Source organism: Streptomyces sp. BL1 (assembly GCF_057628045.1).
In genome coordinates this window covers 4,237,501-4,252,476 of record NZ_JBXYWZ010000002.1, presented here as the reverse complement: position 1 = coordinate 4,252,476, position 14,976 = coordinate 4,237,501, and the positions used below count along the sequence as shown (strand labels likewise).

At 70.2% G+C, this 14,976-nt stretch carries 10 protein-coding genes and 2 rRNA genes (1 of these 12 only partly in view); 8 read left to right on the top strand and 4 right to left on the bottom strand.

The genetic code is table 11. The features are described from left to right. Nucleotides 1-22: 22 nt before the first annotated feature. Entirely contained in the window at nucleotides 23-571 is a 549-nt protein-coding gene (locus tag AC3AGO_RS18740; protein ID WP_487821359.1) for a hypothetical protein, read from the top strand. A 159-nt stretch (nucleotides 572-730) separates the two neighbouring features. Continuing rightward, nucleotides 731-1,939: a winged helix DNA-binding domain-containing protein gene (locus AC3AGO_RS18735; protein ID WP_487821358.1), complete on the top strand. Its 1,209-nt coding sequence runs from the start codon at nucleotides 731-733 to the stop codon at nucleotides 1,937-1,939. Between the two features lie 21 nt (nucleotides 1,940-1,960). Here AC3AGO_RS18735 and AC3AGO_RS18730 read toward each other — a convergent pair whose 3' ends face one another. After that, nucleotides 1,961-3,292: an NsdA family TPR-like regulatory protein gene (locus AC3AGO_RS18730; protein ID WP_487821357.1), complete on the bottom strand. Its 1,332-nt coding sequence runs from the start codon at nucleotides 3,290-3,292 to the stop codon at nucleotides 1,961-1,963. 354 nt (nucleotides 3,293-3,646) lie between these two features. On the opposite strand from AC3AGO_RS18730, the gene AC3AGO_RS18725 reads away from it, so the two are divergent. Continuing rightward, nucleotides 3,647-4,111 carry an SsgA family sporulation/cell division regulator gene (locus AC3AGO_RS18725; protein ID WP_487821356.1) on the top strand — a complete coding sequence of 155 codons (465 nt, stop codon included), beginning with the start codon at nucleotides 3,647-3,649 and terminating at the stop codon, nucleotides 4,109-4,111. Here AC3AGO_RS18725 and AC3AGO_RS18720 read toward each other — a convergent pair. After that, nucleotides 4,108-5,691: an NsdA family TPR-like regulatory protein gene (locus AC3AGO_RS18720; RefSeq protein ID WP_487821355.1), complete on the bottom strand. Its 1,584-nt coding sequence runs from the start codon at nucleotides 5,689-5,691 to the stop codon at nucleotides 4,108-4,110. The genes AC3AGO_RS18725 and AC3AGO_RS18720 overlap by 4 nt on opposite strands. Before the next feature lie 321 nt (nucleotides 5,692-6,012). Between AC3AGO_RS18720 and AC3AGO_RS18715 the strand changes: the two genes are divergently transcribed. Genes AC3AGO_RS18715 through AC3AGO_RS18695 form a run of 5 tightly spaced genes read left to right on the top strand, consistent with a single transcriptional unit; the run spans nucleotide 6,013 to nucleotide 12,814 of the window. Further along, complete coding sequence (locus tag AC3AGO_RS18715) at nucleotides 6,013-6,870, top strand: DUF8175 domain-containg protein (protein WP_487821354.1); 858 nt, start codon at nucleotides 6,013-6,015, stop codon at nucleotides 6,868-6,870. Next, a complete protein-coding gene (locus AC3AGO_RS18710) occupies nucleotides 6,860-8,248 on the top strand; it encodes a hypothetical protein (RefSeq protein ID WP_487821353.1) in 1,389 nt (462 codons plus the stop codon). The genes AC3AGO_RS18715 and AC3AGO_RS18710 overlap by 11 nt, the downstream gene beginning before the upstream one ends. Beyond that, nucleotides 8,245-9,825 (top strand): SCO6880 family protein, encoded by a 1,581-nt coding sequence (locus AC3AGO_RS18705; protein WP_487821352.1) that lies wholly within the window; start codon nucleotides 8,245-8,247, stop codon nucleotides 9,823-9,825. Before AC3AGO_RS18710 ends, AC3AGO_RS18705 begins: the two co-directional genes overlap by 4 nt. A gap of 12 nt (nucleotides 9,826-9,837) precedes the next feature. Beyond that, the gene (locus AC3AGO_RS18700; protein WP_487824708.1) at nucleotides 9,838-11,265 is read left to right on the top strand and encodes an ATP-binding protein; all 1,428 of its coding nucleotides are present in this window, start codon (nucleotides 9,838-9,840) and stop codon (nucleotides 11,263-11,265) included. Between the two features lie 31 nt (nucleotides 11,266-11,296). Continuing rightward, entirely contained in the window at nucleotides 11,297-12,814 is a 1,518-nt protein-coding gene (locus AC3AGO_RS18695; RefSeq protein ID WP_487821351.1) for a hypothetical protein, read from the top strand. Between the two features lie 563 nt (nucleotides 12,815-13,377). Here AC3AGO_RS18695 and rrf read toward each other — a convergent pair. After that, nucleotides 13,378-13,494 (bottom strand): 5S ribosomal RNA (gene rrf / locus AC3AGO_RS18690). A 64-nt stretch (nucleotides 13,495-13,558) separates the two neighbouring features. Continuing rightward, nucleotides 13,559-14,976: ribosomal RNA gene (locus tag AC3AGO_RS18685) — 23S ribosomal RNA — on the bottom strand; it runs 1,704 nt beyond the window's last position.

Sequence of the window (14,976 nt, the reverse complement as noted above, 5' to 3'; positions counted from 1 at the left end):
CTGTGCGCCAAAGTGGATCTCAATGGCAGTGACACCGGCAGTGACCCCGTTCCGGAAAGTGCTCCTCGTCGCGGTGGCCCTCCTCGTCTGCGCGGGCGTCGCGGCGCTCGTCGTGCCCTCGTGGCTGGGCTCACCCTCACAGGGCTGCCCGCGGCCCGAACCGAAGATGACCGGACTCTCCCCGAAGACCTTCGAGGGACGGTACCGGGGACCCGACGGCATGACGCTCCACCTCTCCGCCGAGGGCCCCCGAATGGAGGTCCGGAACTGGCCGTTCGACCTGACCGCCGTCGACGACGGCGAGGTGGGCGAGAGCGGTACGGGAGAGGTGCGCAGATTCGCCGGCAGCGGCTCGTGGGAGTACGGAGTGACGTCCGACTCCGACGCCGACGGCAAGCGCACCGGCAAGCAATACCCGCGCATCTCCCTGGACTTCACCACCGGCCACCCGGCGGACGAGGTGCCGCCGTTCCCGCAGACGCTGCTGGTCGGCGGTACGCGGGAGCATCCCGTGCTGTTCGAGCAGGACGACCCGGGCACGTGCACGGACGCGGTGTTCCGCCGCGGGTGACCGCGTGGCGGGGCCGGACGCCCCGGATCGTGTGCCCCGCGCGCGTGGGGCGGAGGGCTGCGGAGCCGCTCGGTGCCGGTTTGCGCAGTTCCCCGCGCCCCTTTCGGGGCGCTGTACTTGCGGGGCGCGTTGTCGGTGCCCGGTGGAAGACTGCCGCGCATGACAGCCGTTCCCGTCGTCACCGTCGCGCAGCGCCGCGCCCGGCTCGGTTCCCGGCATCTGCTCGCCGCCGCGCACCGTGCCCCGGAGCCCGTACGGATCGCGGAAGCGCTCCTCGCCCTGCACGCGACGGATCCCGCCACCGTCCATCTCGCCGTAGCGGCCCGTACGCGCGCGGAGGCCGTGTCCGCCGCGCCCGCCGCCCTGAACGACGCGCTGTACGAGTCGCGGACGCTGACCCGCATGCTGTGCATGCGGCGGACCATGTTCGTCGTCCCGACGCCGCTCGCGCCCGTCGTCGACGCCGCGGCGGCCCGCGCCGTCGCCGCGAGGGAGCGGGCGCAGCACATCAAGTTCGTCCGGGAGGGCCTGGGGCACGGCGAGGAGTGGTACGCGGCGGCGCAGCAGGCGACGCTGGACGCGCTCGCGGAGCGCGGCGAGTCCACGACGGCCGAACTGGCCGACGCGGTCCCCGCGTTGCGGGAGCGGATCACCGTCTCGCCAGGGAAGCCGTACGAGACGCATCAGCGGATCTCGTCGCGGCTGGTCGGCATCCTCGCCGCGGAGGGCCGCATCCGGCGCGGGCGCCCGCTCGGCGGCTGGACGTCCACGCAGTACCGCTGGCATCTCGCCGAGCCGCATCCCGAACTCCCCGCCGACGAGGCGCGTTCCGAGCTGGTGCGGCACTACCTAGCGGCGTACGGGCCCGCGACGGCCGACGACATCAAGTGGTGGACGGGCTGGACGAAGACCGACACGACGAAGGCCCTCGCGGGCAGCGGCGCGGTCGACGTCCTGGTCGAGGTGGGGCCCGGCCCGCCGGTGCGGGGGCACGCGCTGGCGGAGGACGCGGAGGGCGGGCTCCCGGAGGACGGCTCCGCGCCCTGGGTGGCTCTGCTCCCCGCGCTGGACTCCACGCCGATGGGCTGGCGCCACCGCGACTGGTATCTCGAACCGGCCCACACGGAAGCGCTGTTCGACCGCTTCGGCAACGTCGGCCCGACCGTGTGGGTGGACGGCCAGGTCGTGGGCGGCTGGGCGCAGCGCGCCCAGGACGGCTCCCTGGCATGGCGCCTGCTGACCGACCCCGGCACGGAGGCCCGTACGGCCGTCGAAGCCGAGGCCGCCCGCCTCACCGCCTACCTCGACACCGCCCGCTTCACCCCCAGCTTCCGCACCCCCTTGGAACGCGAACTCTCCGAGGGGTGACGGGGCTTCGCCAGGGGGTGCTCAGGTGAGAATGAGGAGGTCGTGGCGCATGTGGGTGAGGGCTGCCAGGAGGCGGACGTCGTTGACGGCGCACATCAGCTCCAGGGCCTGCTCCCAGCTTTCGCGGGCCGCGCCGAGCCGTCCCCGGCGGCACTGGACGGAGGCCAGCCGGCACAGGGTGAGGGCGGTCTCGCGCCGGTTGTCGCCGCGCGGCTCGCTCCAGTCGGCGCGGGTGAGGAACCATTCGGCCTGCTCCAGATCGCCCAGCGCCGTGGCGGCCGCGCCGAGGTCGGAGGCGATGTAGGCACGGGGAGTGCCCCAGAGTGCCGCCCAGAAGGGCAGGTTGGCGTCGCCGGGCGCTTCGATGTCGAAGAGCCGCTCCGTCTGCGCGCGTGCGGCCGCCGCTTCGAGGGGTCGGCCCGCGGCGGCCAGCGTGTGCGTGTGGGCCGCGCGGAACAGCGCCTGAGTGGCCCGCCCCGTACGGCCCCTGGCGCGCAGCCATGCGGCCTCGGCCAGTTCGGTGCCGAGCCGCGCGTGTCCGGCCTCCGCGCTGCGGAGGGCAACGAAGCGCAGCAGGAACGCGCCGTGCAGGTCGTCCTCCGCCTCGCGGGTGAGCGGGTAGGCGTGCCGGAAGTAGCCCTGCGAGAGCGCGGGCGCCCAGGAGTTGTCCGCCTTCCAGCCGGCCAGCCCGGCGACGCTCGCCGCGAGGGTGAGCATCCGCCGCCGCTGCTCGTCCGTACGGAACCGGGCGCGGCACAGCGCGGCCACGTCGGAGGTCAGGTACTGCACGAGGGCCAGCCGCCCGGTCTGGCTCCCGTACCGCTGGTCGATCCGCGCGAACCGCTCCGTGAACGCGCGCACCGCCCGTATCTCCGGCTCGCCCGCGATGCCGAGCGTGTGCCGCGGCCCCGGCGCGGGGGCCGGCGGCGGGAGGCGGTCGCGCTCCGCGGCGAGCTGCGCGGCGAGCCCCGCGGCGAACTCGCCGGTGTCCGGCCGGAGGACGACGGGCCGGACCGTACGGGCCAGGTCGGCGTCGGCGAGCCGGACGAGACCGGCCACGGTGTCGCCCGGTTCCGGTGCCTCGCGGTCGGAGACGCCTCCGTCCGGGGCCGCGAGCAGGCCGAGCTGTTCGGCCGTCACGGGCCGGCCGAGCCGCCGGGACAGCACTTCCGCCACGAGCCGGGCCGTACGGGGCTTGGGCAGCGTGCCGGCGACCCAGTGGGTGACGGCCGAGGAGTTCGTCCGTACGCGGACGCCACCGCTCGCCCCGGCGGCTTCCCGCACCGCCGCGGCCAACTCCGCGTACGTCAGCCCGGCTTCGCCGAGCAACCGTTTCAGACGCGCGTTACCCATCGCCGTCCCCCGTTGATGGTCCTGTGCCCCGTGGCCCCGCCGCCGGGCACTCGTCACCGAGCGCCTGCCGCCGGGTGCCTTCACGTTGGGGCGCCTCATCGTCGGCGCGCCGTGTCCCCGAGGGCGCTGCCCCGGGGGCCTTGTCGTCGGCCCGGGGGGCGTTCTGCTCCTGAACGCCCCGCCTGTGAACGCTTCCTATCCAGCCGCGGTCAACTACCGCAAGGTTCGGGCCGATTGATGCTACTTACTGCCTTAAGCGGGTTAAGCGGGTTGGCCTCCCCGAGGCACTACCTACCCTCAGGCATCACCAGTTGACTGTGTGTCATCGCGACCCGATCAGTCCTGGAGCGCAACGTGACACAACACCGACCGCAGTCGGCGCCGCCCGCGTCGATCGAGGCGGACATGGAGTGCCGTCTCGTGCTCTCCGTGGGGGAGACACTGCCGCTGCCCACCCGTCTCGAATATCGCGCGGACGACCCGTGGGCGCTGCGCTTTCACTTCCACTGCGAGGAAGAGCACACCGTTTCCTGGCACTTCGGGCGCGAACTTCTCATCGAGGGCGTCTTCCACCCCGCCGGGGAGGGCGACGTACGGATGTGGCCCGCGCACGTGTCGGGGCGCCGCATCGTCTACATATCCCTCACGGCGGAGGGCGGAAACGCGCTGGTCGAGGCGCCGGCCACGGAGCTGCACATGTTCCTCGGGCGGGCGCTGCAGGTCGTACCGGCCGGGCGCGAGCGCATGCGGATCACGATCGAGGACTTCGTCCGGGACGACGAAGGCCCGGACAGTGAACTCGCGCCGGGCGAGGGCTAGATACGTCGCCGGCGGCGCTGTCCCCGTACGCCCACCGCGGGGTCGGCGTCCGTGACGGCCTGCGGACCGCCGACGGACCGCAAACCGCCCACGGACTGCGGGCCCGTGACGGACTGCGGCGCGGGTACGAGGTGCCGCCGGCCGGCGGACTGCTGCGCGGGGAGCGCAGGGCTGCCGCTCGCGCGCTGCCGGAGCCGGGCGCGCGCGCTCAGCGCCGCCACCGCGTGCACACCGCGCCCCGCGAACATGCCCAGCCGGTCCAGCATCGCGGACACGGCGGCCGTCACCCGGGCCGAACGGACGCCCTCCGCGCACTCCAGCGCATCGCCCCAGGTCGCACACGCCTGCTCGATGTGCCCCTGCGCGCACTGGATTTCGCCCAGCCGGAACTGCGCCAGCGCGGTGTCCCGCCGGAATGTCCCGAGCGGAGCGAGATCCCGTACGGCCTTCCGGTACGCGGTTTCGGCGCGCGGCAGGTCGCCCGCGCCCCAGTGGACGGAACCGGCGTGCAGGGCGACACGGGCCACCGGCGGGAGCCACAACGGCGACCAGGCGGCGTCCCGTTCACCGTCCTCGGCGAGGCCGGCGAGCGTCGCGGCGCGCTCCACCTCGTCGAGGGCCTGCGCGCCGCTGCCCTGCGCGGCCAGCACGCGCGCCCGCGCCGCGGTCAGCAGCGCCCGTACGGCAGGACCGGCGTCCACTGTGTGCGCCGTCCGCAGTGCGGCATCCACCAACGCCCGGCAGTTGGGCAGTTGGTCGCTGTGCAGCCCGTGCAACGCCATCGCGCCCAGTACGTACGTACCGTGCAAAGGGTTCCCCGCTGCCAGCGTCAGCCTGTAGCTCTGCAGGTAGTACCGCTGGCACAGACCGTTCTCCCTGCTGTCGTACGCCTTCCAGCCCGCCAGGTACGCCAGTGCGGCGGCGGCCGACAGCATGGCCGACCGCTCCTGCGGCGTACGGAAGGAACTGCGGCACAGCTCCAGCACCTCGCCCGCGAGGTACTTCACCGTCGCGAAGCGGCCGTGCTCCCCTCCGTGCAGTTCGTCCAGCAGCACGAAGGTCTCCGTCATCGCGCGCACGGCCTCGGCCTCGTCCCATCCGGCACGGCGACGGCCGGCAGAAGAGTGCGCGGGCGCGGGCAGAACAGGCGCCGGTGCGCCGCGTTGCGTCCTCAACAGCAGCGGCGCCACGTCGACGGAGTACGCGGCGGCGGTCACCGACTCCCTGCGCTCCAGGTCGGTCTCGGCGAGCAGCGCCGTCCCCTCGACGGGCCCCGCCTCCGCCACCGGGTTCTCCGGCCAGGACGCGGCACTCTCGGCGCCGCTCGCGACGAGGCCGAGGACGGACGGCGTCACATGGTGGCCCAACTGCCGGGAGAACACCTCCGCGACATATTCCGCCGTCGAACGCTGCGGGTGCCGCCCGGCGACCCAGTGCGCGACGGCCGACCGGTTCGTACGCAGCTCCACCCCGGACTCCCCCGCGACGACGCGGACGCTGCGGGCCAGTTGCTCGTACGTCAGCCCGGCCTCGTGCAGCGCGTCCCGCAGCGCCGCGTTGGGCACGCGTGCTCCGTTCACCGCCGCTCCCTCGCCCGGGACCAAGTCCGGCCCGTGCCGCCGCTGTTGCGGTCCGGCAGATACCCCCAGCACACTGACATATGCCAATTGTGTATCCGAACGTGTGCCGGATCCGGCCTTCGCGAGAAGCGGGAACCCTCCCGTACGTAGCGGAAGAGGCAGCACCGCACGCGTACCGCATATGTCGTGTATCAAGTCGCGAGACTGCCCCGTGACCCTTTGCACTCCGGGCCCGCGCAGCCGGTGACACCGCTAACGTCATGTGAGGAGACAATGCACTGACGGCAGTTGAGCGGCAGAGGTCGAGGGGGCACGCCCGGCATGAGTATCGGCGGCGGCGACGGGTACGGCGAGCGTGACCGTACGGGCGAGGACAGCCCGTCATACGGCCACGGCACCGGCCGGTTCACCACCCGCACACGCCTGCCCGAGGGCGAGACGGCATCCAGACCCACGGGCGGCGCGCGCGGGCCGGGACGCAGCGTGGTCACCATCGTCGGTGTCGTCGTGCTGCTGATTGCGGCTATCGCCTTCGCGAACCGCGGCGGTGGCGGTGACGAGGGCGGCGGCTCCCCGAAGGCCGACGACGCGCAGCCCACGGCCCCCAGCGGCGACAAACCGGTCCAGGCCCAAGAGGGCCGGATCCCCTCCGGCTTCCCCCACTCGCGCGAGGGAGCGCAGAGCGCGGCGGCGAATTACGCGGTGGCGCTCGGTGGCGACGGCATGTTCAACAAGACCGCCCGCCACGCGATCGTGAAGGCCGTCAGTGATCCGGCCTCGCTGGGCAAGCTGCAGTCGGGCTTCGACGCCGACTACAACGAGGGCCTGAACAAGAACATCGGGTTGAACGCGGAGGGGAAGGCGCCCGCAGGGTCGACCTTCGTCAACCGAACCATGCCTGCCGGAGCAGACGTGAAGAGCTACAGCGGCAACAACGCGACCGTTGCCGTGTGGTGTTCGGGCCTCTTCGGCGTAGCCGGCCAGGAGTCGAAGAACCCTGTGATGAACAACTGGTTCACCGTCAGCATGAAGCTGAAGTGGGTCGGCGGCGACTGGAAGGTCAGCGAGTCCACGCAGAAGAAGGGGCCGACCCCTGTAAACGGTGACAACCCCATCTCCGGGGCCAAGGAGATCGGCAAGGCGGTTGAAGAGTACGGAGGCTTCACTTATGCACGGTAGTCGTCACCGCCGCGCCGCAAGGTTCACCGCTCTGGCAGCAGGGCTGCCAACTGCGCTCCTGCTGCTGGCCACACGGGCCGTGGCGGCGCCGCGAGCTCCTGAGGACGACCCCTGTGAGCTCGTGTCCGGCCCCGCCAAGGACTACTGCGAGAACGGCGACAAGGGCGGAGGCTCCGGCGGCGGCTCAGGCGCCGGAGCCGGATCGTCGGATCCCGCTTCCGCGCTGGACCCCCTCTCGTCGCTGGCCAAGGGCTGCGCGAAGGCCGCCGCCTGGACCGTCAAGAAGCTCTCCGACCTGGTCAACTCCACGACGTCCGTGGACTTCACGAACCCGGAGTTCCTCCGCCAGTACGCCGTCGTGTTCGCCGCGTCGACGATCCTCACGCTCACCATCTGGCTGCTGGCCGTCGCCAAGCGCGCCGTTCGCGGCGTACCCGTGGTGGAGGCCATCACGGAGGCCATCGGCTTCCTGTGGCTGTGCGTCGTGGCGTCGGCGTTCACGCCGCTGATCCTGCACACGGTGGTGTCGGCGACGGATGCCGTCACGGACATCGTGGCGTCCGGTACGTCGGCGAAAACGGACCAGTTCTTCGGCACCTTCTCGGAGGCGCTGGAGAAGGGCGAGGACATCGGCGGCGGCCCGGTCATGCTGATCGTGGTGTCGCTGATCTCCGTGCTGGCCGCGGGAGTTCTCTACATCGAGCTGGTCATCCGCGCCGCGCTGCTCTACGTGGGCGCGCTGCTCGGGACGGCCGTGTACGCGGGGCTCGTGGACAAGAACCTGTGGGGCCACGTGCGCCGCTGGGCCGGCATCATGATCGCGGTGATCCTGGTCAAACCGGTGATCGTGATCGTGCTGGGGCTGGCCGGCGCGCTGTCCAACACCGATGGCCCCAACGCCTTTTCGGCGATCGTGTCGGGCCTGTCCATCATCCTGCTGGCCATCTTCGCCAGCGCGATGATCTACCGGTTCGTGCCCGGCTTCGGCGACGAGATCGTGTCCCACCGCAATGCGAGCCGCGACCCCGCGTCCCGCGCTTCCGCTGCTGTCGTGTCGTCGCCGGCCGCGCTCGTACGCCAGGGCATCAACACGCACAGCGGGCGGGGCGCGCAGAACGCGGGCGCCGCGGGCGCCTCTCCCGCGAAGCCCGGTGGCGGCGGGCAGGTGGCCGGCGGCGTCGCCGCGCACAGCAGCCGCAACAGCGGTGGCAGCGGCGGTGGTTCGGGCGGCAGCGGTGGCGGCGGCGGTGGAGCCGCTCCCGCACCCCGGCCGTCGGCGCCCGCGCCGGCGTCCCGTACGGGGCACAGCCCCGGCGGCAAGGGCGGCGGCAACGCCCGGCCGTCCAACACCCCCCGTTCCGGAGGTGATCGCGGATGACGACGCAGTCCCACAACGTCGCCGCACTCCCGCCCGCGCCGGCGCAGCGCCGCACCTACATGATCGGGCGCGCCCGGCCGAACGCGATCGTCGGCAAGAACCGGGAGACCGGCGAGATCGTGCTGATCGTCTTCGGGGCCTTCCTGGGGATGATGAGCGGGCTGCTCATCCCGGTCCTGTCCCTCCGTATCCCCGCCCTGGTCGGATTCCCGGTGATCGCGCTCGCCGCGGTGTACGTGCCGTACAAGGGGCGGACGTTCTACAGGTGGTTCGAGATCAACCGGTCGTACAAGAGAATGCTGCGCCGTGGCGGGACCGCGGCCCGCTACCGTTCCGACGCCGTCGAGGCCGGCACCCGTATCGACGGGCGCGAGATAGAGGTCGGGCAGCCGCCCGGGGTGGGCCGCATCAACTGGCTGTCCGCGCCGTTCGGTCCGGACGAGCTCGCCGTTCTGCTGCACGCCGACCGGCGTACGGTGACGGCCGCCATCGAGATCGAGGGGCCCGGCGTCGGGCTGCGGGACAGCGAGGACCAGGAGGCCCTCGTCGACCGGTTCGGCACGCTGCTGAAGCACGTGGCGAACGGCGACGGCTTCGTCACCCGCCTCCAGATGCTCGCGCGCACCCTCCCCGCCGACCCGGACGCGCACGCCAAGGACGTGGAGCAGCGCGGCGACGCGAGCGCGGAGCCGTGGCTGCAGAAGTCGTACGACCAGCTGCAGTCCATGGTGTCCACGTCCAGCGAGCAGCACCGGGCGTATCTGGTCGCGTGCATGCACTACGGGCGCGAACTGGCGAACGAGGGCGCGACGATCGCGAAGGCCGCCCGTAAGTCCGCCGGTCGGAAACTGTCCAAGGACGAGGGCCTCGCGATCATCATGGCCCGCGAACTGACAGATATCTGCGCACGGTTGGCCGAGGCCGACATCCGGGTGCGGCAGCCGCTGGGGCAGGCCAGACTGTCGTCGCTGGTGCACTCGATGTACGACCCGGACCACCCCATCGACCACATCCAGGCCATGACGAAGCGGAACGCGTGGCCGGCCGAGCTCGACGCCACGGAGGCGACGTACCTGCAGGCGAAGACGCGCGAGTCGGTGACGCGGGCGCCGTGGTGCCATGCCACGGCGTGGGTGAAGGAATGGCCGATGACGCCTGTCGGGGTCAACTTCCTCGCGCCGCTGCTCGTGCACACGCCGGACGTGATCCGTACGGTGGCCGTCTCGATGGACCTGGAGCCGACCGAGCTGGCCATCGAGCGGATGCTCACGGAGAAGACCAACGACGAGGCGGAGGCCAGCCGCAGTTCGAAGATGAACCGCACCGTCGACCCGCGCGACGTGGCGGCGCAGGGCCGCGTCGACCAGCGCGGCGACGACCTCGCCAGCGGCGCCGCCGGCGTGAACATCGTCGGCTACCTCACGGTCTCCTCCCGCTCCCCCGAGGCGCTCGCCCGCGACAAGCGGACGATCCGCGCCTCGGCCGGAAAGAGCTACTTGAAGCTGGAGTGGTGCGACAGGGAACATCACCGGGCGTTCGTCAACACGCTGCCGTTCGCAACCGGGATCCGGAGGTAGACGGCCATGGCCGTGAACGACCCACTGACCGCAATCACCGAGGCGTTCACCAGTTTCCTCTTCGGGAAGACGGAGACGACGAGACTGCCCGTCCGCACGTCCACCGGGCAGGCGCAGGCGGTCTATCTCCCCACCGCCGCGCCCGGGTTGGGCGACTCCGGCGTGATCATCGGCCGCGAGGTCTACAGCGGCAAGGGCTACATCTACGACCCCTTCCAGCTGTACGGGCAGCAGCTCCCCGCCCCGCACTGGCTGGTCCTCGGCGAGTCCGGCAACGGCAAGTCGGCGCTGGAGAAGACGTACGTGCTGCGCCAGCTCCGCTTCCGTGACCGCCAGGTGGTCGTGCTGGACGCGCAGGGCGAGGACGGCGTCGGCGAATGGAACCTGATCGCCGAGGAGATGGGCATAACCCCGGTCAGGCTCGACCCGACCGCGGCGCTCGACCAGGGCATCCGGCTCAACCCGCTGGACCCCGCCATCACCACCACGGGCCAGCTCGCCCTGCTGCGCACCATCATCGAAGTGGCCCTGGGCCACGGCCTCGACGAGCGTTCCGGCTTCGCCCTGAAGGTGGCGCACGCCTATGTGAACGCGAACGTCGCGGGCCGTCAGCCGGTCCTCATGGACATCGTGGAACGGCTGCGGCACCCGAAGCCGGAGTCGGCCGAGGCCATGAACGTCGAGCTGGACGACGTACGGGCGTGGGGTCTCGACGTCGCCCTCGTGCTCGACCGGCTCGTCGACGGCGACCTGCGCGGCATGTTCGACGGCCCGACGACGGTGGGCATCGACCTCGACGCGCCGCTCATCGTCTTCGACCTGTCGCACATCGACCGCAACTCCATCGCGATGCCGATCCTGATGGCCATCGTGGGCGTCTGGCTGGAACACACCTGGATCCGCCCGGACCGCAGGAAGCGCATCTTCCTCGTCGAAGAGGCCTGGCACATCATCAACAGCCCGTTCGTGGCGCAGCTCTTCCAGCGGCTGCTCAAGTTCGGCCGCCGCCTCGGCCTGTCCTTCGTCGCCGTCGTGCACCACCTCTCCGACGTGGTCGACGGCGCGGCGGCGAAGGAAGCTTCCGCCATCCTCAAGATGGCCTCCACCAGGACCATTTACGCCCAGAAAGCCGACGAGGCCCGCGCCACCGGCAAGGTGCTGGGCCTCCCCCGGTGGGCGGTCGAGATCATCCCGACGCTCTCCCCCGGCATCGCCGTCTGGGACGTCAACGGCAACGTCCAGGTGGTCAAACACCTGGTGACGGAGGCCGAACGCCCCCTGGTCTTCACGGACCGCGCCATGACGGAGTCCTCCGGCCCCGCCGCCGGCGAGCCCGCCTCGTTCGACGAGGAACTCGCCGCCGACCTCGAACGCGAAACGGAGTCCCGCGCATTGGCCATCGAACGCGGCGGAGGCACGGGCTCGTCGACAGTGGCGTGAGCCCGGTCCCGGCGGTTGAATGACGGTTCCGATGTCCTACGACAACCACGAACACGAGCGCGTACGTGACGGACGCGGGCCCCGCGGGGCGCGCGGTCCGCGGCAGAACGGCCCCGGCGGCGGTGTGCCCGACGGGCTGCTCGTCGGCGTGCTCGCGCTGCTGCTCGGGCTGACGCTCTTCACCTGGACGGCGACCGGCCTCGCGGGGCTGTTCAGCAACGGGGCGTGGCCGTCCGGAGTGACGTTCGCGCGGACGCCGATGGCGATGCGGGCGCTGGTGACCCAGCCGCACGACCTGCCGGGCGCCTGGCCGGCCACACCGGACGCGCAACTCCCGCCCGGATACGGCCTGTTCTGGGGCATCTTCATAAGCCAGCTCATGGTGCTGACGGTCCTCACGATCTTCGTGATGACCACGGTCACCCGCGCCCGCGCGGTCCGCGCGGCGAAACGTAAGGGGTACTACCGGAAGCCCGGTACGGGAGACGCGGCGGCGGAACGGCCGATTGCGGAACCGGAGGCGAGTACGGGTACGGATACGAGCGCGGGTGCTGCGGGGGCGGGGGCAATCCCCTCTCAGGAACGCGCGCAGCCCGTACGAGGTGAGCCCGCCGGCCCGCAAGAGCCCGCGAGCCCGCACGAGGCCCCCGCGAACCCGCATGAGGCAGCCCCTCAGAGCCCCACGAGCCCTCAAGCCCCCGCGAGCCCCCAACAGCCCGTCGGCCCGCGGGAGATGCCCGTACCGGCGGCTGCCCCGCTCGGCGTCGCCTCCGCCGCGCAGGCGGGCCCCGCAGCGCAGAGCCTCGCCGACCCCGCCACGCAGATCGCAGAAGCGCCGGGCGCGGCCCTCGTCGTCACCGCGGATCCCGGCCTCTGGGAGGCCACCAAGGACGCCCGGTCCAAGCTGGGCCCCGTCCACGTCTTCGACCCCACGCACCTCTGCGACACCCCGTCCCGCCTCCGCTGGTCCCCGCACCACGGCTGTACGGACCGCCAGACCGCGGCGGACCGGGCCGAGGCGATGCTGGCGCCGCTCCGCTCACCCCGCCCCATCGACGCCGACGCGCACGCCGCCGCCGTCACCCTGCTCCGCTGCTGGCTGCACGCCGTCGCGCTCACCGACGGCGCCGTACGCGACGTGCACCGCTGGGCGCTGAGCAAGACGGACCCCGCGGACCCCGTACAGACGCTCCGCACCCACCCGAAGGCCGCCGCCGGCGCGGCCGGTGAACTCGAATCGGTCCTGACGGGCCACCCCGAACGCCGCCGCGCCGCAACGGACTTGATCCGCCGCGCGCTCTCCCCGCTCTCGCAGCTCCATGTACGCAACGCACTCACCGCCGGCCGTACGGACCGGGTCTCGCTGGAATCCTTCATCGGCGAAACGGGAACGCTGTACGTAGTGGGCGAGGAGCCCGAGATCATGCCGATCCTCAACGCCCTCACCCGAAGCGTGGTCGAGCACGGCCGCCGCGTGGCCGTAAGGTCATCCGCCGGCCGGCTCGACCCACCACTCACCACAATCCTCGCCCTGGACCCGACCCACTGACACCGAGGTGTGGGCGATCGGTCCGCCCGAGGGGCGGAACGGGCGGGCACACCGGACCGCGCCCCGCCCCCAACGCAGGCGCGTACCGCACACGCTCGTACCGCGCCACACCCTGCAGCCACCCGCCGCCTCGGAAAGAACGTCTCCGCCCCTCCGAGCTTCACCGGACGAAGAAGCCCCGCCCTGCGCCACGATCCGCGCGGCCACGTGCCGCGCATGCCGGTCCTTCATCAGGTACGGGCTGTTGTAGACGTTCTCCTTCGGGTGCGTCGCCAGCCTGGAACCCTTCGCGGGCCGCGGGCCGAAGGCTGTTCTTCCTTCGCGTGCTTCTCGTGCGCACAACTACCTCCTGAGGTGGGGGTCACAGGAGGAGAGTGCTCAACAGGCCGCCGATCCCGCGCCGTTATCGACTCGTGACCCACGCGGCACCCGGCCGGCGTAAGCAGCTCGGCCGCCGTACAGAGCAATTCCGGTACAACACAGACCGGTTCAACGCGAAAAAGGGCTGTGGCCCCGAAACCTCGTAAGGTCTCCAGGGGCCACAGCCCTCTATCTCAAAGAAAGTTCGGCGGCGTCCTACTCTCCCACACACTCCCGTGTGCAGTACCATCGGCGCTGAAAGGCTTAGCTTCCGGGTTCGAAATGTAACCGGGCGTTTCCCTCACGCTATGACCACCGAAACACTATGAAACACACAACACCGGGGTTGTTGTCTCAGAACTAACACAGTGGACGCAAGCAACTATGGACAAGCCCTCGGCCTATTAGTACCGGTCACCTCCACCCATTACTGGGCTTCCAGATCCGGCCTATCAACCCGGTAATCTCCCGGGAGCCTTAACCCCTCAAAGGGGGTGGGAGTCCTCATCTCGAAGCAGGCTTCCCGCTTAGATGCTTTCAGCGGTTATCCCTCCCGAACGTAGCCAACCAGCCATGCCCTTGGCAGAACAACTGGCACACCAGAGGTCCGTCCGTCCCGGTCCTCTCGTACTAGGGACAGCCCTTCTCAAGACTCCTACGCGCGCAGCGGATAGGGACCGAACTGTCTCACGACGTTCTAAACCCAGCTCGCGTACCGCTTTAATGGGCGAACAGCCCAACCCTTGGGACCGACTCCAGCCCCAGGATGCGACGAGCCGACATCGAGGTGCCAAACCATCCCGTCGATATGGACTCTTGGGGAAGATCAGCCTGTTATCCCCGGGGTACCTTTTATCCGTTGAGCGACGGCGCTTCCACAAGCCACCGCCGGATCACTAGTCCCGACTTTCGTCCCTGCTCGACCCGTCAGTCTCACAGTCAAGCTCCCTTGTGCACTTACACTCACCACCTGATGACCAACCAGGCTGAGGGAACCTTTGGGCGCCTCCGTTACTCTTTGGGAGGCAACCGCCCCAGTTAAACTACCCACCAGACACTGTCCCCGATCCGGATCACGGACCCGGGTTAGACATCCAGCACGACCAGAGTGGTATTTCAACAATGACTCCCCCCAAGCTGGCGCTTGGAGTTCACAGTCTCCCACCTATCCTACACAAGCCGAACCGAACACCAATATCAAGCTATAGTAAAGGTCCCGGGGTCTTTCCGTCCTGCTGCGCGAAACGAGCATCTTTACTCGTAGTGCAATTTCACCGGGCCTGTGGTTGAGACAGTCAAGAAGTCGTTACGCCATTCGTGCAGGTCGGAACTTACCCGACAAGGAATTTCGCTACCTTAGGATGGTTATAGTTACCACCGCCGTTTACTGGCGCTTAAGTTCTCAGCTTCACCACCCCGAAAGGTGATTAACCGGTCCCCTTAACGTTCCAGCACCGGGCAGGCGTCAGTCCGTATACCTCGCCTTACGGCTTCGCACGGACCTGTGTTTTTAGTAAACAGTCGCTTCTCGCTGGTCTCTGCGGCCACCACCAGCTCAGGGAGCACGTCCCATCACCAGCCGTGGCCCCCCTTCTCCCGAAGTTACGGGGGCATTTTGCCGAGTTCCTTAACCACAGTTCACCCGAACGCCTCGGTATTCTCTACCAGACCACCTGAGTCGGTTTAGGGTACGGGCCGCCACACACCTCGCTAGAGGCTTTTCTCGACAGCATAGGATCATCCACTTCACCACAATCGGCTCGGCATCAGGTCTCAGGCACAAGTCCGGCGGATTTACCTAC

Coding starts and splice junctions, on each gene's coding strand:
- AC3AGO_RS18740 (WP_487821359.1), top strand. CDS start 23: ATGGCAGTGACACCGGCAGTGACCCCGTTCCGGAAAGTGCTCCTCGTC.
- AC3AGO_RS18735 (WP_487821358.1), top strand. CDS start 731: ATGACAGCCGTTCCCGTCGTCACCGTCGCGCAGCGCCGCGCCCGGCTC.
- AC3AGO_RS18730 (WP_487821357.1), bottom strand. CDS start 3,292: ATGGGTAACGCGCGTCTGAAACGGTTGCTCGGCGAAGCCGGGCTGACG.
- AC3AGO_RS18715 (WP_487821354.1), top strand. CDS start 6,013: ATGAGTATCGGCGGCGGCGACGGGTACGGCGAGCGTGACCGTACGGGC.
- AC3AGO_RS18710 (WP_487821353.1), top strand. CDS start 6,860: ATGCACGGTAGTCGTCACCGCCGCGCCGCAAGGTTCACCGCTCTGGCA.
- AC3AGO_RS18705 (WP_487821352.1), top strand. CDS start 8,245: ATGACGACGCAGTCCCACAACGTCGCCGCACTCCCGCCCGCGCCGGCG.
- AC3AGO_RS18695 (WP_487821351.1), top strand. CDS start 11,297: ATGTCCTACGACAACCACGAACACGAGCGCGTACGTGACGGACGCGGG.